Consider the following 19,778-nt stretch of genomic DNA (forward strand, 5'->3'; position numbering starts at 1 on the left):
TCAGGCCGCCAGGGGAGGAGCGCGGGCGCCGAGGCCGGGGCGCAGGCGCGCCGCGGCCGGGGGAGGGCCGGTCTGTGCCGGCCGGGGTGCCCAGAGCGCCACCAGGCACGGCTGCGGCATGGCGATGCCCGGGCTGGCCGGGGCGGCAGGCAGGCGCAGCGCCGTGCCGCAGCCGAAGGTGCAGCAATCCGGCGGGTGCTGGCTCTCGCCCGGTACACCGCCGCCGGCGCCATGGCCTTCATAGGAGCAGAGGGCGGAAAGCGGGTCGAACGCCACCGCGCGGTCCAGCGGCGCCGTGGCGGCCAGGGCGGACTGCACCATCAGGGCGAGCATCAGCAGCGCGGCGAGCCAGCCACGCCTCACCGATGGATTCCCTTGTGCCGGCCGCCGTGGCAAACTGGATTCTCCCGTGCTGCGGCGCGTTTCCGCCGCTTCACGCTGTAACGGGATGGCCGGAGGCTGGCCAGGGAAGAGTCGCTTGCTGGTTGACAGTCGCCTCCCCGCACCCTAAAGCCGGCCCCCTCGCGACGAGGTTGGTCATGAAGATTCGTAACAGCTTGAAGTCCGCCAAGACGCGCGACAAGAACTGCGTGCTGGTCCGCCGCCGTGGTCGCTTGTACGTGCTGAACAAGAAGAACCCCCGCATGAAGGCCCGCCAGGGCTGATTGCGGGGTGCCTGGCCGCATTCGTGCGGCCCAGGCATCTTCGGCAAAAAACGGCGCCACGGGATTGCCCTGTGGCGCCCTTTTTGCGTTTGGCGGCTGTAGGTGGGTCTGGAGCGGAGCGTGATCGTCGCGCGACAATGTCCCGCGGCCTTGGAGGGCTTGGGCCAGCTACACGCAGTGCCGTGTCTGCACGCGGTGGGCGCGGCAGCCATGAGCCCCCGATTGCGCAGGTCTTTTGTGCCAATGCCGGCCCAGGATGTTTCGGAGCAACTGGAAAAGCGGGGCTAGTTCAAAAACCGAATCGATGGTCCATCGCTCATCCTTGGTAGCCGCCAGCGAGCCGGTAGAGCTTGGGAAGCGACCTTCCTGTCAGCTATCCGATTCCACGCTTGAGCCCGCGCTGACCTTGCAGCTGAAGCCCCGACCTCCCCGAACGCACAGCCCCGCACACCCCGGAAAAAGGAGGGGGCTTGGGGGAGTTCACTCCCCCCAACCTTCCGTCGCCCCATCTCCGGCAAAGCGCGAGGCGCTTGCCTGCCCCCCATCACCCGCCCCATCCTTTCCGCAAGGAAAACTCCAGGGGAGACGCCGCGCCATGATCGAACTGCCCGCCCCTGACCGCAGCGTGCTGGCGCGGCGCGAGGAGATTCTGGCCGCGCTGCGCACCCTGCTTCCCCCTGGCGCGCGCGGGGAGGGTGTGATCGGCGACCCGATTCGTCTGAAGCCTTATGAGACCGATGGGCTCTCCGCCTATCGGCAGCCGCCGCTGGCCGTGGTGTTGCCGGAGACGACGGAGCAGGTGGCGGCCGTGCTGCGCTATTGCCACGCCAACCGCATCCGTATCGTGCCGCGGGGCGCCGGTACCAGCCTCTCCGGCGGCGCCCTGCCGCTGGAGGACGGGGTGGTGATCGGCATGATGCGGATGAACCGCATCCTGGAGGTCGATTACGCCGACCGGCTGGCCGTGGTGCAGGCGGGGGTGACGAATATCGGCATCACCCAGGCGGTCGCCGCCGACGGCTTCTTCTATGCGCCTGATCCGTCCAGCCAGCTGGCCTGCATGATCGGCGGCAACGTCATGATGAATTCCGGCGGCGCGCATTGCCTGAAATACGGCGTCACCGCCAACAACCTGCTCGGCCTGACCTTCGTGACGATCGAGGGGGAGGTGATCCAGCTGGGAGGCGGCCATCTGGACGCCGCCGGGTATGACTGGCTGGGGTTGATCACCGGCAGCGAGGGGCAGCTGGGCATCGTCACCGAGGTGACGGTGCGCATCCTGCGCGCGGCGGAGGGGGCGCGGGCGATGCTGGGCGCCTTCCGCAGCAACGAGGTGGCCGGGCAGGTTGTGGATGCCATCATCGCCAGCGGCATCATCCCGGTGGCGCTGGAGTTCATGGACCGCCCGGCCATCCATGCCTGCGAGGCATTTGCGAACGCCGGCTACCCGCTGGATGCCGAGGCCATGCTGATCATCGAGGTCGAGGGCAACCTGGAGGAGCAGGATTTCCTGCTCGGCCAGTTGAAGGAGATCTGTGCGCGGTTCGACCCGATCAGCCTGCGGGTGGCGGAGACGGCGGAGGAATCGCTGGCGATCTGGAAGGGCCGCAAGGGGGCCTTCGGCGCCGTGGGCCGCATCAGCCCGGACTATCTGTGCATGGACGGCACCATCCCCACCGGGGAACTGCCGCATGTGCTGCGGCGGATGGGCGAGATGTCCGAGGCCTATGGGCTGAAGGTGGCGAATATCTTCCATGCGGGGGACGGCAATCTGCACCCGCTGATCATGTTCGATGCGAACGACCCGGTCAGCTTCGGCAAGGCCGAGGCCTTCGGCGCCGACATCCTGAAGCTGTGCGTGGAGGTCGGCGGTTGCCTGACCGGCGAGCACGGCGTGGGCGTCGAGAAGCGGGACCTGATGCCGGTGCAGTTCCTGCCGCATGAGCTGGCGCAGCAGCGCCGCATCAAATCCGCCTTCGACCCGCTATGGCTGCTGAACCCGGCCAAGGTGTTTCCGCTGGAGGGCAACCCCGCCTTCGCCCCCCAGGCGGTGGCATGAACGGCGTGATGGTGCCGGCCGACGAGGCCGGGGTGGTGGAGGCGGTGCGCCAGGCTGTGGCGGACCATGCGCCGCTGGCGGTGGAGGGGAACGGTACCAAGCGCGGCATGTTGCGGCCGGTGCAGGCGGCGCGGGGGCTTTCCACATCGGGGCTGCGCGGCATCACCTTGTACAAGCCGGCCGAGATGGTGCTGGCCGCCCGCGCCGGCACGCCGATCCCGGAGATCGAGGCCGCGCTGGCCGAACACGGGCAGATGCTGATCGGCGAGCCGCCGGATTTCTCCGCGCTGTTCGGCACCAGCCTGCCGGCGACGCTGGGTGGCATCGTCGCCACCAACCTGACCGGGCCACGGCGCATCGCCTCCAGCGGCGCGGTGCGGGACCAGGTGCTGGGTGTACGGGCGGTGACGGGGCATGCCGAGCTCGTCCGCTCCGGCGGGCGGGTGCACAAGGATGTGACGGGGCTGGACCTGCGCAAGCTGCTGGCGGGCAGCCACGGCACGCTGGGGGTGCTGACCGAGATTACCCTGAAGGTGCTGCCGAGGCCGGGTGGGGCCCTGACCCTGGCGGTAGCGGTGGAAACGCTGGAACAGGCGGTGGCCGCGCTCTCCGCCGGGCTGGGCAGCCCGTTTGGTGTCAGCGGCGCGGCGGTGCTGCCGGATGGCGAGCCCGCCCTGGGGCTGCATGGCCCCACCGCGTTGCTGCGGCTGGAAGACGTGGCGGAATTCCTGCCCCACCGAAGCGCCGCCCTGCGCGGCGTGCTGGCCGGCTTCGGTGGCGTGACGCTGCTGGAGGGCGAGGCCTCCGGCATGCTGTGGCGCGCGGTGCGGGATGCCCGGCTGCTGCTGGGTGGCACGGCGGGGACGGAAGAGGCGGTCTGGCGGCTCTCCGTCCGGCCGAAGGCGGGGCCGGGCGTGGCGGCGGCGTTGCGCGCGGCCTTCCAGGCGCGGCTGCTGCTGGATTGGGGCGGCGGGTTGGTCTGGGTGGCGGGCCCGGCCACCGCGGCGGCGCATGAGGCTGTGGTGTGGGCGGCGCAGGCGGCGGGCGGGACCTTCACTTTGTTCCGTGCGCCGGATTCGCTGCGTGCCAGCGTGGCGGTGCTGCCGGAGGAACCGGCGCCCCTGGCCGCGATCGGCGCCCGGGTGAAGGCGGCGATGGACCCGGGGGGGGTGCTGAATCCCGGACGGATGCGCGCGGGTGGGTGAGGGCGCGGCGGCGGTGAGCCGCTAGGGCCGATCGGCGCTCGACCTGGGGGAGGGGGAGGAAGGTCAGGGGAAAGAGTTCCCCTGAAGCCTCATCTTTTTTCTGTCAATTGGTGTGGGGCTTCAGGACCTCGGGTGCCGCCATGAGCAAGATCGTGAGTTATCCGGGCTGAATGATCGGCCTCCCGCGGTCGCGGACCTTCGGCGTAACCCTGGTCTGGGCGTAGAAGAACCGAGGCCCCCGCAGCCACACCCAAAAGACTCTCCGGGGAATTCCTTCCCCGGCCCTCCTGCCCAAGCCTGAATGTCGATCCATCCTGGCAGCGGCAGCGGTTTTTCTGAGATGCTGGTGGGGTGCCGGCGTTTTGGGAGAGGCCACGCCGGGCCGCCCCACCTGGTGCGCCGGCTGCGTGGGGATGGCGGCAAGCGCTCTCCGTAATCGGACGATGCCCGGAGCCTGCGGCAGCAGCGCCGCCGGCATCGGGAAGCCCTGCGACTCGGCGCCAGTGCCGACATCAGGATACGGCTGGCGACTCGGGCCCCTGCTGCTACGGCTGGCCGCGCGGGATGGCGCGCAACGCGTCCTGGCGGGCGGCTTCGGCCGGGCCGCCCACGGTGCGGGATGCCGCCAGGGCTTCGAGCAACGGGCGGGCGGGGCGCAGGGCCGCCGGCGGCACATAGGCCACGACCATGGGCGTCCTGGGCAGGCTGTGGCGGCTGGCGGCGAGGGCGAGAGCGCGCATGGTCAGGGGGTCTTTCCGTCAGGAAGCCCCTTTTGGGCCGGTTGGCGCGCCCATCCTGCCACGGAAAAGATTGAGGAATGGTTGAGAGCCGGCGGCGGCGTCCCTCCGCCCTGAGCGTCACCGGATCGGCCAACCCCCTGGGGGAAGGGCGGGCCAGCCGGCCCGGCTGCGGGCGGAGGGAGCCTGCCGCGTCGTCTTGCGGCGATCACCACTGTCGGGGCCCATGCTGGCACTGGCAGGGCGGCATCGCGGCGGCATCGTGGCACCGGCAGCCAGGTTCATGCTGCGAACAGGGCGTCATCGCGCGGTGGCTGCAGCATGACGCGTTCGCATCCGTTCACGAACCACGCTCTACGCCTTTGTTTGGTCGTGTGATTCAGGCTTTCGGCGATTCCGCCTCAGGCCATCACGCTCCAGCTTGCGTCGGGCGCCGCGCCCGCCCACGCTGGGGGCGGGAGACGGACAGAACCACCATGCAAACCAGCTTCACTCCGGCGCAGCTCGCAGACCCGGATACACGCGAATCCAACACCATCCTGCGGAGCTGCGTGCATTGCGGCTTCTGCACCGCCACCTGCCCGACCTTCGTGCTGCTGGGCGATGAGTTGGATAGCCCGCGCGGCCGCATCTACCTGATCAAGGACATGCTGGAAGGCGGCAGGCCGGCCACCGAGCAGGTGGTGCGGCATGTGGACCGGTGCCTCTCCTGCCTTTCCTGCATGACCACCTGCCCCTCGGGCGTGAACTACATGCATCTGGTGGACCACGCCCGCAGCTATATCGAGCGTACCTATACCCGCCCCTGGCCGGAGCGGCTGCTGCGCCGCGCGCTGGGGCTGCTGCTGCCCTATCCCGGCCGCTTCCGCCTGGCCATGCGCGCGGCCGGCCTGGCGCGGCCGCTGCGGCGGCTGGTACCCGGTGCGTCCATGACGGCGAAGCGGCTGCGGGCGATGCTGGCACTGGCCCCCACCCGCCTGCCGCCCGCCACCACCACCCAGGGCCCGCAGATCCACAAGGCCGAAGGTGAACGACGCGGCCGCGTGGCGCTGCTGACCGGCTGCGCGCAGAAGGTGCTGGCGCCCTCCATCAACGAAGCCACCATCCGGTTGCTGACGCGCATGGGGCTGGATGTCGTGGTCACCACCGGGCAAGGCTGCTGCGGCGCCCTGAACCACCACATGGGCCAGCACGACCCCGCCATGGCCCTGGCCCGTGCCAATATCGACGCCTGGACACGCGAGATCGATGGCGAGGGGCTCGATGCCATCGTCATCAATGCCTCCGGCTGCGGCACCACGGTGAAGGATTACGGCTTCATGTTCCGCGCCGAGCCGGGCGAGCAGCCGGCGCGCGCCGCCGCCGTCTCCGCCCTGGCCAAGGACATTTCCGAGGTGCTGGTGCAGTTCGACTACGCCCCCACCCGCGCGGCGAACGGGCTGGAAGTGGCCTACCACGCCGCCTGCAGCCTGCAGCATGGCCAGAAGATCACCGCCGCGCCAAAGCAATTGCTGGCCCGCGCCGGCTTCAAGGTGCGCGAACCCGCCGAGCCGCATCTCTGCTGCGGCTCCGCCGGCACCTACAACCTGATGCAGCCCGACATCGCCGCCCAGCTTCGCGCCCGCAAGCTGGAGAACCTGCGCCGGACCGGGGCAGGACTGGTGGCGGGCGGCAATATCGGCTGCCTGACGCAGCTGTCGGGAGAAGGCGGGCTGCCGGCCGTGCACACAGTGGAGCTGCTGGACTGGATGGCGGGCGGGCCCCGGCCGGACGGGGTGGTGGAACCACAGGTGGCGTGACGGAGCGGGGGCGTGAAGGGAAGGCCGGGGAAGGAATTCCCCGGACCCCATCTTCTCCTTTTCGAGTTTTTCGGCGGGGCTGTTGAGAGGGTGGTTCTGAGAACACGGCTGGGTACGCCGAAGGCCTAAAGGCGGTTATGAACCTACGTTTAAATATCTGATTTGAAACATTTTTATTCCCGTTGACGCGCCGAGAATGATGAATGAAGTCGGTGGTTTATGGGTGGTCCAAAACAGCCTCTAGGACCTTCGACGGCTGAGGGCTCAGCCCGCGTGGCCCGTATTTGAAATCATCAAGCAGCGTCCGCTCCTAGTCTTGCAGCACCACGCCAAACTCGCAGAAAGAAAAGAAGGGGCCCGGGAAATTCTTTCCCCGGCCTTCCCCCTTCACACCCCCAGAACAGCCCCCCCATTCCGCGGTGGCGCATAGACCATCAGCGCCCCTGGGCGGATGCGGTAGCGCAGGGGCGGGCGCATGGGCGTGACTTCGCCGTCGACGGAGACGCGGACCCAGCCGGAGAGGGAGCGGATTTCGACTTCGGAGATCAGGTAGCTCTCGAAATCCCGTTCTTCTTTCAGGCGGCCCAGCATGGCGCGGATGGCGACGCGGATGAGGCCCCAGATGCGGCGGGGGCGGGCGATGAACAGGCACAGGCGGCCGTCATCCAGGACCGCGCGGGTGCCGGGGCGGGGCAGGCTGACGTCGTAGGCGTTGTTGCCGATGAAGATCAGCGGCGTTTTGTAGCGGCGGGTCCAGCCTTCGGTGCTGACGCTCAGCCGGCGTACCGGGAAGCGCAGGGCAGTCTTCAGGCTGGCCCAGACCATGGCGGGCCATTTCCCCCAGCCGGCGCGGCGGCGCTGCCGGTCCCGTTCCGCCACCATGGTGGCGTAGAGGCCGAGAGAGGAATTGTTGACGAAGACATGCCCGTTCACCTCCGCCACATCCACCGCGCGGACCTGGCCGGCGGCGATGATGCCGATGGCGTCCTCGATCTCCAGCGGCAGGCCGAGATCCTTGGCGAAGTGGTTGAGGGTGCCGAGCGGCAGCACGCCGAAGGGCACGCCGCTCTCGGCCAGCACGCCGGCGATGGCGCCGATGGTGCCATCGCCACCGCCGGCCAGGATGGCGTCGTAGTCCTTGCCCGGGCCAGTGCGGGCCAGGGCCCTGGTGGCGGTCTCGACCAGGGCGGCACCGGGGCAGAGGTGGATCTCGGCCTGCAGCCCATGATGGGCGAAGGCGTCCCGCAAGGCCGGCAGCGGGTTGCGGCCCAGCACGGAGCCGCCCCCCTCATTGATGATGACGAAGAGGCGGCGGGGAGCTGCGGGCTGCAAGTGGGTCTCAGGTTTCCTTGAAGATGATGCCGTTCAATGTCCGGCAGGCGGCGACGATCGCCAGGAGCCAGAGGCCCTGCACGATGAGGCCCGTGGGCGTCAGAACGTGCCCGGCCGCGACCAGTTGCGTGGGGAAGGCCTCCAGCACCGGCTGCACCTCGGCGGGGACCGGCAGCTTGCCGATGATCTGCGAGGCCGCCCACCACAGCCCGCCCAGCATCAGCAGCAGCGGGGCCACGACCTCGGCCACCAGCTCGACAAAGGTAAGGGCGAAGCTGACAAAGCCCCAAAAGACAATGCCGATGCCGCGCAGCGCCATGGCACCCCAGTTGCGGCCGGTGCGCCGGTCCGCGTCGAAATCATACTCGTTGTGTGCCGAGTAGCCGGACATGGCAGTCTCTCCGTGCTCTTCCAGGCGCCCCTGGGCCTCGGCACGGGGGCATGAATGACCCCCTGAATAGACGATGCGACCGGGCGGCACATCCCTGCAATCGCTCGCAGTGTCCGGCTCACGGCTTCGGCATCTGGATTGATCTGGGGGAGCGTAAGGGAAGGTCACTTCCGGGACTTGAGCGGTTTCCAGCATACACGGTGTGGATTCTGCGCTGGAGCAACCTGTGTGCCGGTTTGGCAGAACACCGGCGTCCGGTCTTGCGGCCGACGCCAATCGCGGCGCACTGGCTACCGCTTACGCAAAGAAAAAGGCCTGGGGATGTGCTCCCCAGGCCTGTCCAGGCTTCAGCTCGCCTGCTGCACGGCGGAGACGCGCCAGGCGCCGCCACCCTGGCGGGCGAAGGTCCACAGCTCCGTCACCGTCTGGCGGCGCTCCGGGTCGCCCTCGACCACCGCGTGGGTGGAGAGATCGCGCGTCACGTCCACCAGGCTGAAGCGCATGGCGACCGTGGCGTACTCGGTCGAACCCTCGCGCCAGGCTTCGGACAGGTCGCCCTGCTCCAGCTGCACGTCGCGCGTCTCGTTGTGCCAGTTGCGGCTGGCAAGGTCGCGCAGGTCGTTGGCGAAGTAGCCAGCCATCTCCGGCGTCGCCAGGCGGCCCAGCGCGGCTTCATCGCGGCGGGACCAGGCGGCGTTCACCTCCTTCAGCGTCCGCTCGAAGGCGGTGAAATCGGCGTCGGTGACCTGGATGGGGCTGGTGGCCACCGGGGCGCTGCCGCCACCATAGCCGCCGGCCGCCGGGTTGGTCGCCTGGCGGGCATAGGTGTTGCCCATCGGGCCGGCCGCGCCGCCCATGGCCGCACGCGGATTGGGGCCGCCGGCCATGGCGGGCTGGTTGCGCTGGCGCACCAGCTTCATGATGAAGCGCACGGCGAACACTACCAGCGCCACCTGCAGCAGCAGGCCCAGCAGGCCAGCGAAGCCGCTGATGCCACCGAACAGGCCGTTGCCGAACAGCAGGCCACCCAGGCCCACGCCGATCAGGCCGCCCATCATGCCGGCCATGAAGCCGCCGCCGAAGCGGCTGCCCTGCGCCTGCGGCACCGCCTGACCCGGCGTGACCGGCGCGGCGGGGCGGGTGGGCTGCGTCGCGGTGCGGTCCATCTGGCTGGGCGCGGTCGGGGCCGTGCGGGTGGCGGGCGGGGCGCTATAGGTACGGCTGCCGCGGCTGCCGGAGCTGAAGCCACCACCCGGCCGTGCATCGGCCATGGCGGGCGCCAGCACGAAGGCCAGGGCCGCGATTGCGGTCAGGAAACGGGCTTGGCGTCGCATGATGGGTCTCCGGTAGTCCATGATTTGTCCATGATATAGTAATGTTAGGGCCCAACGCCAATGCAGCCCCGCGTCGCATCTGCAAGATGTCGTGCGCTCGGGGCGTTTTCCCAGGCCTCCGGGACCTGTGGACCCGTGTCTTTTCAAGGATCTGAGGGAGTGGCTGAGCCGGGGCGGACAATCTGCTGCGAGCCGGATTCGCGGCAGGTGCGAGTGGGCCGCGCTGTTCGGTGGGAGGAAGGCCGGGGAAGAATTCCCCGGACCGCTTCTTTTTTTCTGCGAGTTTGGTGGAGCGCCTCAGAATCTGGGCCGACGCTGCTTGATGATTTGATCATGGGCCACGCCGGTTGAACCCTCATGCGCCGGAGGTCCAGAACTTCCGGCGCACCCAGCCGTCTCTCAGACCAGACTTCTCAACGGCCGCACCGGCAAAACCCGAAAAAAGAAAGAAGGGGGCCGGGGAATTCCTTCCCCGGCCCCCTTCCCATCGCACTCACCCCAGCCGGCGTGTCAGGGCCACGCGGATATCCGCCTGGGTGTAGGGCTTCTTGATGACCACCGACTTGCGAAAGCGTTCGGGGAAGGCGCTGGTCTCGCCGTAGCCGGTGGCGAAGACGAAGGGGATGCCGCGGGCGGAGAGGGCATCGGCCACCGGGAAGCTGTTTTCCCGGCCCAGGTTCATGTCCAGCAGCGCGATATCCGGCGGTTCCCGCGCGATGATCTGCAGGGCGGATTGCACGCCCGAGGCCACTTCGACTTCTTTGGCCCCCATGCGGCGCAGTTGGTCCTCCGCGTCCATAGCGATCAGCAGGTTGTCCTCCACCAGCAGCACGCGGCGGGGGATGGGCGTCTCCTCCGCCTCCGGCACCATGGCGGGCTTCGGCGTCACGTGGGCGGAGGCCTCGGCCAGGTGGACATGGACGGCGGGCAGCACGAACCGGGCCTCGATACCGGCCAGGGCGTAGCGCAGTTCGGCCTCGCCCTTCAGGTCGTGCGGCACGGCGCGTTCGATGATGGTGGTGCCGAAGCCCTTGCGGCTGGGCGGCTTCACCGGCGGGCCGCCTTCCTCCGTCCAGAGGATTTCCAGGCTGCCGTCTTCCAGCGGCGTCCAGCGGATGCGGATGGTGCCGTGGCTGTCGCACAGCGCGCCGTACTTCGCGGCGTTGGTCATCATCTCGTGCATCACCAGCGCCAGGGTGGTGTGCGCCTGCGGCTCCAGCAGCACTGGCGGGCCTTCCAGGATGACGCGGTCGGCCTTGGCTTCCAGGTAGGCGGCGGCCTCGGCCAGCACCAGGTCGGCCAGCGGCGCGGGCTGCCACTTGTCGGCGGTGATCTGGTCGTGCGCGCGGGCCAGGGCCTGGATGCGGCCGCCGATCATCGCCGCGAACTCCTCGACCGTCGCCGCATGGTCACGGCTCTGCCCGACCAGGCCACGGATCAGGCCGAGGATGTTGCGGACGCGGTGGTTCAGCTCCGCGATGAGGATTTCCTGCCGTTCCTGGGAGGCGCGGCGCTCCCGCTCCGCCATGTCGGCCAGTTGCAGCACCACTTCCAGCAGGGTGATGCGGACGCGCTCGGCCATCTGCATGTCGCTGTCGGTCCAGGGCTGGCACTGGCCCTCTACCGTCTGGCGCCAGGCGGCGAAGCTCTTGCGCGGCGTCAGCCGTACGCCGTTGGGCCCGACGGCCATCGGCTTGTTCGGGTCGCCGGCCCAGGTGACGGAGCGGGAGACCTCCCGCCGGAAGAACACCAGGTAGTCGCGCGGCCCGCGGGAGAGCGGGATGGCGAGGATGCCGGCGGCGCGGTCCGCATAGTCGCGGGCCGGGGCGTGCACCTCGCCCAGGTTGTAGGTGGAATAGATGCTGCCGGAGGCGGTGCGGTTGAGGAACCGCACCAGCCCGGCGAATTCCTCGGTGCTCGGCGTGTGGCCGCGGAGCGCGGTGCCGCCGGCACTCCACAGGCCGATACCGTCGCAGGGCAGGACCTCGCCCAGCATGTCCAGGAAGTCGGTGAGGGAGCGGGTGCCCGGGCGCATGGCGCCGAGCGAGGCCATCAGGCGGTTATGGACCTTGTTGGCCTCGGCCACGCGCGCCAGCTCGGCATCCCGTTCCCGGCTTTCCAGCAGCAGGGAGAAGATCTGGCCGAACAACTCGGCGGCGGTGCGGCGCTCGAAGGCCAGGCGCAGTGGCTCGTTGTGGTGGCAGGCGATCAGCCCCCACAGCTTGCCCTTGCGGATCACGGAGATCGACATGGAGGCGTGCACCCCCATGTTGCCGAGATACTCGATATGGATGGGCGAGACGCTGCGCAGCACGCTGATGGAGAGATCCAGCGGCTTGCCGCGCGAATCGAGCTGCGGCACCAGCGGCACCGGCTCGGCCTTGATGTCGCCGATCAGCCGCAGCCAGTTGCGCTCGTACAGCAGCCGCGCCTGCTTCGGGATGTCCGAGGCCGGGAAGCGCAGGCCGAGGAAGGAGCTGAGGAAGCTGGCGGCGGATTCCGCGATAACCTCGCCCGCGCCGTCATGGTCGAAGCGGTAGAGCATGACGCGGTGGAAGCCGGTCAGGCCACGGATCTGCCGCACGGCTTCCCGGCACAGGCCCTCGAAGCCTTCTGCCTGATGCAGCCGGGCGATCATGCCGCGCACGGTGGTGCCGGCTTCCAGCCCGTCCTCCAGGTCCGATGGCTCGGCCTCGATGACGATGGTGTCCTCCACCATGTGGATGGCGAGGTCGTAGGGCACGCCGCCATCCTGCAGCGGCACGCCGAACAGCCGTTCCATGGCGTTGGGGCCGCGCAGCAGGTGCAGGCGGCCGCCGATATCGTGCATCGCCTTATGGCTCAGCACGTCGTTCAGCAACTCGCCCAGCAGGTCGTCCGGCTCACGGCCGAGATGCGCGCCGATATTCGCGGAGACGCGGCGGATGCGCCAATCGTCGGAGGTCGCGATCAGGCAACCGGTGGGCTGGATGGCGCCGAGGAGATGGATCGGCTCCCGCTCGCAATTGGTAAGGTCGATCTGCTCGTTCAGTGCGAATTCGGCGGCGGGAATGATAGGGCTGTCAGACATGCAGAGCCTGGCCTTCCGTGGCCTGAATGGAGGCGCGGCCGTCACGCGGCGCTTCGGCGGGAGCCTCGGCGGCCAATGCGGCGTGGAAATGGCGGAATGCGGCACGGGCGCCTTCGGCGGCCTCGGGCCAGCGCGCGGGGTCGGCCAGCCGCGCTTCCAGGCAAGCGAGGAAGGCGGGCCAGCCGGCCTTGTGGCCTAGATAGGCGGTCGCGGCGGCCATGGCGGGGTCGGCGGCTTCCCGCACCTGGCGCAGCAGCATGCCATTGCCGAAGCGGGACCCCTCCAGCACATAAGCGGCACCCAGCGCCGCGGCCTCGCCCGGCGGCAGGGTAGCCGGGGCGGCGGGGGGCGGAGCCTCGCCCAGCGCGGCGAGGTCGGCGGCCAAGGCGGCGCGGCGGCTGCGGGCCGGCCAGTCCGGCACCAGGGTGGCAATGCCGGCGGCTTCCAGGGCGTGCTCGACCCCAGGCAGTGCCCGTGCATGCGCCCGGAGGAAACGGCGGTATCCCTCGACGTCGCTGAGGCTGAAGCCGGAGCCCAGGCCATCGACCTCCTCATGGAGGGCGCGCGTGGCGTCCCGGAGGTGCCAGCGGATGCCTTGGGGCGCGGTGTCCGTCTCGTGAGCCATGCGGGTCGGGGCTTTCCTTCGATTCAAAGGGCGCGCGAATGCAGCGCCGGCGTGGAAGGCGCCCGGCCGGGCGCCTGTTTGGGGCGGATGGTTGATAGGCCAGCCTGGGCACCGATGCAGCGCACAAAGCCGGCAAGGCATGGCCTGCATGATACAGCGTGGTGGCAACGGCGTACAAATCCCGGCTCCCGCTCAAGGTTGCACGCAAAGCCGTGCTTGGGGCTTCCGGCGTGCGGGGTGGCGCGGCGCTGCCCGCGTCACCATCTTGAGCCGGGCGCTTGCTTTGCGCTTGCGGGGCCTGCCCCCGCCTGTTTCCCACCCGACGCGTCAGGATGCGCCCATGGACGAGCACAGCCACCCGCCGAGCGCGACAGAGCGCGACGACCCCTGGCGGCCGCAGGGCTGCCGGCGCGTTGCCCTGGTGTTGCAGGGCGGTGGCGCGCTGGGGGCGTACCAGGCCGGGGTGTACGAGGCGATGGAGGAAGCCGGCATCGGGCTGGACTGGATCGCCGGTGTCTCGATCGGCGCCATCAACGGTTCGCTGATGGCCGGCAACCCGCCGGAGCGGCGGCTGGCGGCCCTGCGCGCGTTCTGGGACACCGTAACCAACGAGCGGCTGTGGCCGCCGGGGGTGGAACTGCATGGCGGGGACCTGGCGCGGCAGTGGCGGCACGAGGCCTCGGCGGCGCTGACGATGGCGCTGGGGCAGCCTGGCTTCTTCAAGCCCAACCTGCCCAGCCCGTGGTTCTCCACCGCCGGCTCCCCCACCGCCACCGCCTTCTACGACACCGCCCCGCTGCGGCAGACGCTGCGCCGGCTGGTGGATTTCGACCGGCTGAACGATGGCCGCATCCGCTTCTCGGTCGGCGCGGTGAATGTCGGCAGCGGCAATTTCGCGTTTTTCGACAGTGCGCGGATGCAGATCACGGAGGACCACATCCTGGCCTCCGGCGCGCTGCCACCGGCTTTCCCGATGATCCGGGTGGGCACGGACGACTACTGGGATGGCGGCCTCGTCTCCAACACCCCTTTGCAGCACCTGCTGGACAATCTGGAGGGGCACAACACCCTGGCCTTCCAGGTGGACCTGTTCAGCGCGCGCGGCGCCATCCCGCGCAGCATGCCGGCGGTGATGTCCCGCCAGAAGGACATCCAGTACAGTAGCCGCACCCGGCTGGTGACCGATGCGTATCGCCGCATCCGCTCGCTGGAGCGGGACCTGCAGCGGGCGCTGGACATGGTGCCGGAGGAGCGGCTGGACGACCGCCAGCGGGACCTGAAGCGCCGGCTGGCAAGGATGCCGGAAGTGGTGATCCTGCAGATGATCTACCAGCAGCAGACGCATGAGGGGCAGGCGAAGGATTACGAGTTCTCCACCACCGCCATGCGGGAGCACTGGCGCAGCGGGCTGGAGGATACCCGCGCCACCCTGCGCCAGGGCCACTGGCTGGCGATGCCGCCGCCGGGCAGTGAAATTGTGGTGCACGACGTGCACCGGACGCCCGCCTGAGCGTTGTGCCCGGGATCACGATGCCATGTTCCGCCGGCCTCGTGATCCGGCTGTCCGGCCCGGACAGCACCCTGGACAGCCTCTATGACGACCACGCTTTGTACGATTGGACGCCCCGATGGCCCTGCTGCTGAACATCCTCTGGAACGTGCCCGGCCTGGGCTTCATCCCGGCCCTGATGTGGCTGTTGGCATCCGTGGTGATGGCGCTGACCATTGTCGGCCTGCCCTGGGCGCGGGCCTGTCTGATGATGGCCGGCTACAGCTTCCTGCCCTTCGGCAACACGCTGGTGACCAAGGAGGAGCTGACCGGGCGCCCCACCCTGGGCAGCGGCCCGCTGGGCTTCGTGGCCAACGTGCTGTGGTTCGTGTTGGCGGGCATCTGGCTGTGCCTCAGCCATTTGGCGCTGGCGGCGGCGGCGGCCGTCACCATCATCGGCCTGCCCTTCGCCTGGGCGCATCTGAAGCTGGCCGGGGCGGCGCTGTTCCCGGTGGGCAAGCGTGTGGTGCCGAATGCGGTGGGCGATGCCATCGCGCTCGGCCGCGGGCAGTCGGTGCTGGACCGGGTGCGGCGCTGAGCGATGCCTGAACAGCCTGCTTCCCCTGTCGAGGCCAGCCTGGACGCCACCCGGGATGTGCCTGGGGCCGTCGCCGGTGCGCCGGTTGTGGACGTGGACGTGCTGGTGGTGGGGGCGGGTGCCGCCGGCATCGCCGCCGCGCGGGCGCTGCGCCAGGCCAACCTGACCTGCCGGGTGCTGGAGGCACGGGCCCGCCCGGGCGGCCGCGCCTGGACCGATTCGGCCACCCTGGCCGCGCCGTTCGACCTGGGCGCCACCTGGCTGCACGCCGCCAACCGCAACCCGCTGCGCCCGCTGGCCGAGGCGATGGGGATGGTGCCGTTCGACCACGGTGCCCACCGCATCTCCGCCTGCTTCGACGCCGGCCAGAAGGTGGGCGCGGCGGAGATGGCGGCCTATGACGCGGTATGGGAAGGCTTCCACGCCCGGCTGGCGGCGACGCCGGTGCAGGTGGGGGACAGTGCCGCCGCCCTGGCCGCGCGGGCCGGTTTCGGCACCGGCTACTGGGATGCCACCGTGGCGCATTGGGAAGGGCCGGTGATCTGCGCCGCGCCGCTCGCCTCCATGGATGCGCGGGATTACCTGGATACCCAGCTGGAACCGCCGGACCTGCTGCTGCCGGAGGGCGCGGGCACCCTGCTGGCGCGGCTGGCCGAGGGCCTGAACATCACCTACGGCGCGGTGGTGACGCGGGTGGAATGGGGCGGCGCGTCGGTGGTGGCGGAGGGCGATTTCGGCCGCATCCGCGCCCGCGCCATCATCGTGACGGTGCCGACCGCCGTGCTGGCGGCGGGCGCCATCCGCTTCGACCCGCCGCTGCCGGTGGCGACGGAGCAGGCGCTGCACGACCTGCCGCTGGGGCTGCTGACCAAGATCGGCCTGCGCGCCGCAGGCGACGACCGGCTGGACCTGCCGCCTTTCGCCGCGCTGGAGCGCCGGGTGGAGCGGGAGGAAGAAGCGGCGATGACCGCCATCGCCTGGCCCTTCGGCCATGACCACCTGATGGGCTTCGTCGGCGGCAGTGCCGCCTGGGCGCTCTCGGCGGAAGGGCCGGATGCCACCGTGGCCTTTGCCATGGAGGAACTGGCGCGCAATTTCGGCAGCCGGGCCGCCGCCGCCATCCGCCGCCGTGGCGCCCTGGTCAGTGACTGGGGGCGGGACCCGTTCTCCCTCGGCGCCTACAGCCACGCGCTGCCGGGGCGGGCCGCAGCGCGCGGCGTGCTGGCGGCGCCGCTGGCGGAGGGGCGGCTGTGCTTCGCGGGCGAGGCCTGCCACCCCAGCCTGGCCGCCACCCTCGGCGGTGCGTGGGAGAGCGGGGCGGCGGCCGCTTGGCACGCGCGGCTCGCCTCGGCGGCGGGATGACGCTATTGCGGCGCGGAAACAGATGACCTCAGGCATGACGGACGCGACCGAGCAACCGGGCTTCGAGCGCAACGGGGACACCCTGGCGTTGCGGGGCGAGCTGACGACGGCGCGCGTCGGCCCGCTGTGGAACCCGATGGTGAAGGCCGGGCAGGGGGCCGGCGTGGTCGACCTCTCCGCTGTCACGGCGCTCGACACCACCGGTGCCGCGCTGGTGCTGGACGCGGCGGGGGAGGCGCGGCTGGAAGGTGCCAGCGACTCCGTCACCGCCGTGCTGAAGCGGGCGCAGGATGCGCTGGCAGCGCCGCGGCCGGCGAGGCCGGGCAAGGGCCTGCCCTTCGTGGCTGCCATCGGCGCCGGGGCCATCGGCAAGCTGAAGGCCGCGCGCGCCGGCGCCAGCTTCATGGGGGAGGCGGTGGTGCTCAGCCTGGCGGTGCTGCTGCACCCGCGCCGGCTGCGCTTCGCCGACGTGCTGCGCCACCTGGACGAGGCCGGGCTGCGCGCCTTCCCGCTGACCGTGCTGCTGGGCACGCTGATCGGCGTCATTCTCGCCTTCCAGTCCTCCATCCCGATGCGGCAGTTCGGCGCCGAGATCTTCGTGCCCGCGCTGGTCGGCGTCTCCACGGTGCGGGAGCTGGGGCCGCTGATCGCCGCCATCATCCTCTCCGGCCGCACCGGCTCCGCCTACGCCGCCGAGCTCGGCACCATGACGGTGAACGAGGAAGTGGACGCGCTGCGCATCATGGGCGTGGACCCGGTGACCATGCTGGTGCTGCCGCGCCTGCTGGCGGCCATGCTGGTGATGCCGGTGCTGGCGCTGGTGATGAACCTGTCGGCGCTGGTCGGCATGGGTATCGTCATGGGCAGCCTGGGCTTCCCGGGCGCGCTGGTGATCAACCAGCTGCAGCAATGGCTGACCCTCGGCTCGCTGGCCGGCGGGCTGGGCAAGGCGGCGATCTTCGGCCTCGTCATCGCCGGTATCGGCTGCCGGGCCGGGCTTTCGGCCGGGCGAGGGCCGCGCGCGGTGGGCGATGCGGCAACCTCGGCCGTGGTGGGCGGCATCGTCGCCACCGTGCTGCTGGATGGCCTGTTCGCCGTGCTGTTCTTCCGGTTGGGGTGGTGAGCATGGATCAGCCGCGCGATGGCCAGGCGCCCATGAACCCCGGCGGAGCGCCACCCGTGAACCCTGGCGGCAAGCCGCCCACGGGCCACGCCGGCAGGCCGCCGGTGAACAATGATGGCCGGGCGCCCGCAGGCACGGCCGCGCAGGCCGGGGCCGCCGGCGCGGCCACGCCTGTCGGCGCCGATGCACCGGATGTCACCACCCGCACGGTGCAAGACCCGGTGGTGGAGGCGCGGGGCGTCGCCATGGCCTTCGGCAGCAACACGCTGTTCCGCGACGTCAGCTTCCAGGTGGCCAAGGGAGAGGTGTTCGTTATCCTCGGCGGCTCCGGCTGCGGCAAGTCCACCCTGCTGAAGCTGATGATTGGGCTGTACGAGCCGACAGCCGGCGAGACCACCATCCTGGGCGAGGACCTGCACGCCGCCGACGGCGATTCCCGCAAGCAATTGCTGGCCCGGCTGGGCGTCATGTGGCAGTCCGGCGCGCTGTTCGGCAGCATGACGCTGCTGGAGAACGTGATGCTGCCGCTGGAGGAGCACACCCGCCTACCACGCGCGGCGCGCGAGGAGGTGGCGCGGGTGAAGCTGGGGCTGGTCGGCCTCTCGGACGCCGCCAACCGGCTGCCGGCGGAAATTTCCGGCGGCATGGCCAAGCGCGCCGGCATCGCCCGCGCCATGGCGCTGGACCCGCCCGTGCTGTTCCTGGACGAGCCCAGCGCGGGCCTCGACCCCATCACCTCCGCCGGGCTGGACCAGCTCATCAAGGACCTGGCGCGCGACCTGGGTACCACCTTCGTGGTGGTGACTCATGAACTGCAGAGCATTCTGGCCATCGGGGACCGTTGCATCATGCTGGACAAGCAGGCCAAGGGCATGATCGCCGAGGGCGACCCCCGCGAACTCCGCGACCACGCGACGCACCCCACCGTGCGCGCCTTCTTCCGCCGGGAGGCGATGTAAACACCATGGCGACATCCCGCAGCCTGTATGTCCGCGTCGGCGCCCTCATCCTGTTCGGGCTGGCGCTCGGCGTCGGCTTCATCCTGTTCCTCACCTCCGGCCGGCTCGGCGAGGGGGCGGAGACCTACGAGACCTATCTGAGCGAGAGCGTGACCGGGCTGGAGGTCGGCGCCCCCGTGCGCTACCGCGGCGTGCGCATCGGCCAGGTGACGGAGGTGGGGCTGGTCAACGCCTCCTACCGTCCGGCTTCCCAGACCGAGGCGATCGCCGCCTTCCAGCTGGTGATGGTGCGCTTCGCGGTCGACCCCGCCCGCACTAACCTGCAGGACGACGACGCGGTGGTGAAGGCGGTGGAGATCGGCCTGCGTGCCCGGCTCTCCAGCCAGGGCATCACGGGCGTTTCCTATATCGAGCTGGATTTCGTCGACGCGACGCGCTTCCCGCCGCGCCCTGTGCCGTGGACGCCGCGCTACCAGATTATCCCCTCCATCCCCTCCACCGTCGCGCAGGTGCAGAACGCGGCGGAGCAGGTGATGCTGCGGATCCAGCAGGCGCCGATCGAGGAGATCATGAGCGACGTCGCCGGGCTGACCTCCGCGCTGCGCGAGCAGACCAGCAATGGCGGCGACGTCGCCCGCACTTTCCACGAGGCGGCCGAGACGCTGACGGCGCTGCGGCAGGCGGTGGTGGATGCGGACCTCGCCGGCACGATGCAGCAACTGCGCAGCGTCGCCACCAACCTGAACCAGCTGACTGGGGGCGAGGATATGCGCCGTACCCTGGCCAGCATCTCCGCCGCCGCGAACGACCTGAAGGCCAGCATGGCGCGCCTGCCGGGTGCGATCGCCTCGCTGGAAGGCACCGTGCGCGCCGCGCGCGGCGTGACGCAGGATACCAACGCCGACCTGGCGCCCATCCTGCGGGACCTGCGCGCTGTGGCCAGCAACCTGCGCGACACCACCGAGTTGCTGCGCCGGGCGCCCGGCGCCGCCATCCTCGGCGCCCCGCCGCCACCCCCCAACCGTTGATG

The 19,778-nt window shown here is 70.2% G+C and carries 17 protein-coding genes; 10 read left to right on the top strand and 7 right to left on the bottom strand.

What is annotated here, in order from left to right; all coding sequences use genetic code 11:
* Complete coding sequence (locus IBL26_RS19420) at positions 1-363, bottom strand: hypothetical protein (RefSeq protein ID WP_187786170.1); 363 nt, start codon at positions 361-363, stop codon at positions 1-3.
* Positions 364-539: 176 nt separating this feature from the next.
* Between IBL26_RS19420 and ykgO the strand changes: the two genes are divergently transcribed.
* The 3 genes from ykgO to IBL26_RS19435 all read left to right on the top strand — a co-directional run bounded on the left by ykgO (position 540) and on the right by IBL26_RS19435 (position 3,929).
* The gene (gene ykgO, locus IBL26_RS19425) at positions 540-665 is read left to right on the top strand and encodes a type B 50S ribosomal protein L36 (protein ID WP_019459583.1); all 126 of its coding nucleotides are present in this window, start codon (positions 540-542) and stop codon (positions 663-665) included.
* A 595-nt stretch (positions 666-1,260) separates the two neighbouring features.
* Positions 1,261-2,724, top strand: coding sequence for an FAD-linked oxidase C-terminal domain-containing protein (locus tag IBL26_RS19430; RefSeq protein WP_187786171.1), 1,464 nt, complete (start codon positions 1,261-1,263; stop codon positions 2,722-2,724).
* Positions 2,721-3,929, top strand: a complete 1,209-nt coding sequence (locus tag IBL26_RS19435) for an FAD-binding protein (protein WP_187786172.1) — start codon at positions 2,721-2,723, stop codon at positions 3,927-3,929. The genes IBL26_RS19430 and IBL26_RS19435 overlap by 4 nt, the downstream gene beginning before the upstream one ends.
* Positions 3,930-4,474: 545 nt before the next feature.
* Here the strand turns inward: IBL26_RS19435 and IBL26_RS19440 are convergent.
* On the bottom strand, positions 4,475-4,669 hold the full coding sequence (locus IBL26_RS19440) for a hypothetical protein (protein ID WP_187786173.1): 195 nt from the start codon (positions 4,667-4,669) through the stop codon (positions 4,475-4,477).
* A gap of 473 nt (positions 4,670-5,142) precedes the next feature.
* Here IBL26_RS19440 and glcF point away from each other — a divergent pair, with 473 nt between their 5' ends.
* Positions 5,143-6,465 carry a glycolate oxidase subunit GlcF gene (glcF, locus tag IBL26_RS19445; RefSeq protein ID WP_187786174.1) on the top strand — a complete coding sequence of 441 codons (1,323 nt, stop codon included), beginning with the start codon at positions 5,143-5,145 and terminating at the stop codon, positions 6,463-6,465.
* 387 nt (positions 6,466-6,852) lie between these two features.
* Here glcF and IBL26_RS19450 read toward each other — a convergent pair whose 3' ends face one another.
* The 5 genes from IBL26_RS19450 to IBL26_RS19470 form a co-directional block, all read right to left on the bottom strand.
* Complete coding sequence (locus IBL26_RS19450) at positions 6,853-7,797, bottom strand: diacylglycerol/lipid kinase family protein (RefSeq protein ID WP_187786175.1); 945 nt, start codon at positions 7,795-7,797, stop codon at positions 6,853-6,855.
* Positions 7,798-7,804: 7 nt separating this feature from the next.
* Entirely contained in the window at positions 7,805-8,188 is a 384-nt protein-coding gene (locus IBL26_RS19455) for a hypothetical protein (protein ID WP_187786176.1), read from the bottom strand.
* A 347-nt stretch (positions 8,189-8,535) separates the two neighbouring features.
* Positions 8,536-9,522: a TIM44-like domain-containing protein gene (locus IBL26_RS19460; RefSeq protein WP_187786177.1), complete on the bottom strand. Its 987-nt coding sequence runs from the start codon at positions 9,520-9,522 to the stop codon at positions 8,536-8,538.
* A 493-nt stretch (positions 9,523-10,015) separates the two neighbouring features.
* A complete protein-coding gene (locus tag IBL26_RS19465) occupies positions 10,016-12,592 on the bottom strand; it encodes an HWE histidine kinase domain-containing protein (RefSeq protein ID WP_187786178.1) in 2,577 nt (858 codons plus the stop codon).
* A complete protein-coding gene (locus IBL26_RS19470) occupies positions 12,585-13,217 on the bottom strand; it encodes a biliverdin-producing heme oxygenase (protein WP_187786179.1) in 633 nt (210 codons plus the stop codon). The genes IBL26_RS19465 and IBL26_RS19470 overlap by 8 nt, the downstream gene beginning before the upstream one ends.
* Before the next feature lie 340 nt (positions 13,218-13,557).
* Here IBL26_RS19470 and IBL26_RS19475 point away from each other — a divergent pair, with 340 nt between their 5' ends.
* The 6 genes from IBL26_RS19475 (at position 13,558) to IBL26_RS19500 (ending at position 19,776) form a co-directional block, all read left to right on the top strand.
* Positions 13,558-14,727, top strand: coding sequence for a patatin-like phospholipase family protein (locus IBL26_RS19475; RefSeq protein WP_187786180.1), 1,170 nt, complete (start codon positions 13,558-13,560; stop codon positions 14,725-14,727).
* A gap of 118 nt (positions 14,728-14,845) precedes the next feature.
* Entirely contained in the window at positions 14,846-15,304 is a 459-nt protein-coding gene (locus IBL26_RS19480) for a YccF domain-containing protein (protein WP_187786181.1), read from the top strand.
* Positions 15,305-15,307: 3 nt separating this feature from the next.
* Positions 15,308-16,666 carry a flavin monoamine oxidase family protein gene (locus tag IBL26_RS19485; RefSeq protein ID WP_187786182.1) on the top strand — a complete coding sequence of 453 codons (1,359 nt, stop codon included), beginning with the start codon at positions 15,308-15,310 and terminating at the stop codon, positions 16,664-16,666.
* A gap of 34 nt (positions 16,667-16,700) precedes the next feature.
* Positions 16,701-17,789, top strand: coding sequence for an ABC transporter permease (locus tag IBL26_RS19490; protein WP_194443660.1), 1,089 nt, complete (start codon positions 16,701-16,703; stop codon positions 17,787-17,789).
* A 245-nt stretch (positions 17,790-18,034) separates the two neighbouring features.
* A complete protein-coding gene (locus IBL26_RS19495; RefSeq protein ID WP_194443661.1) occupies positions 18,035-18,748 on the top strand; it encodes an ABC transporter ATP-binding protein in 714 nt (237 codons plus the stop codon).
* Between the two features lie 5 nt (positions 18,749-18,753).
* Entirely contained in the window at positions 18,754-19,776 is a 1,023-nt protein-coding gene (locus tag IBL26_RS19500) for an MlaD family protein (protein WP_187786183.1), read from the top strand.
* Positions 19,777-19,778: the final 2 nt, after the last annotated feature.

Source organism: Teichococcus aerophilus (assembly GCF_014490485.1).
GTDB lineage: Bacteria > Pseudomonadota > Alphaproteobacteria > Acetobacterales > Acetobacteraceae > Pseudoroseomonas > Pseudoroseomonas aerophila.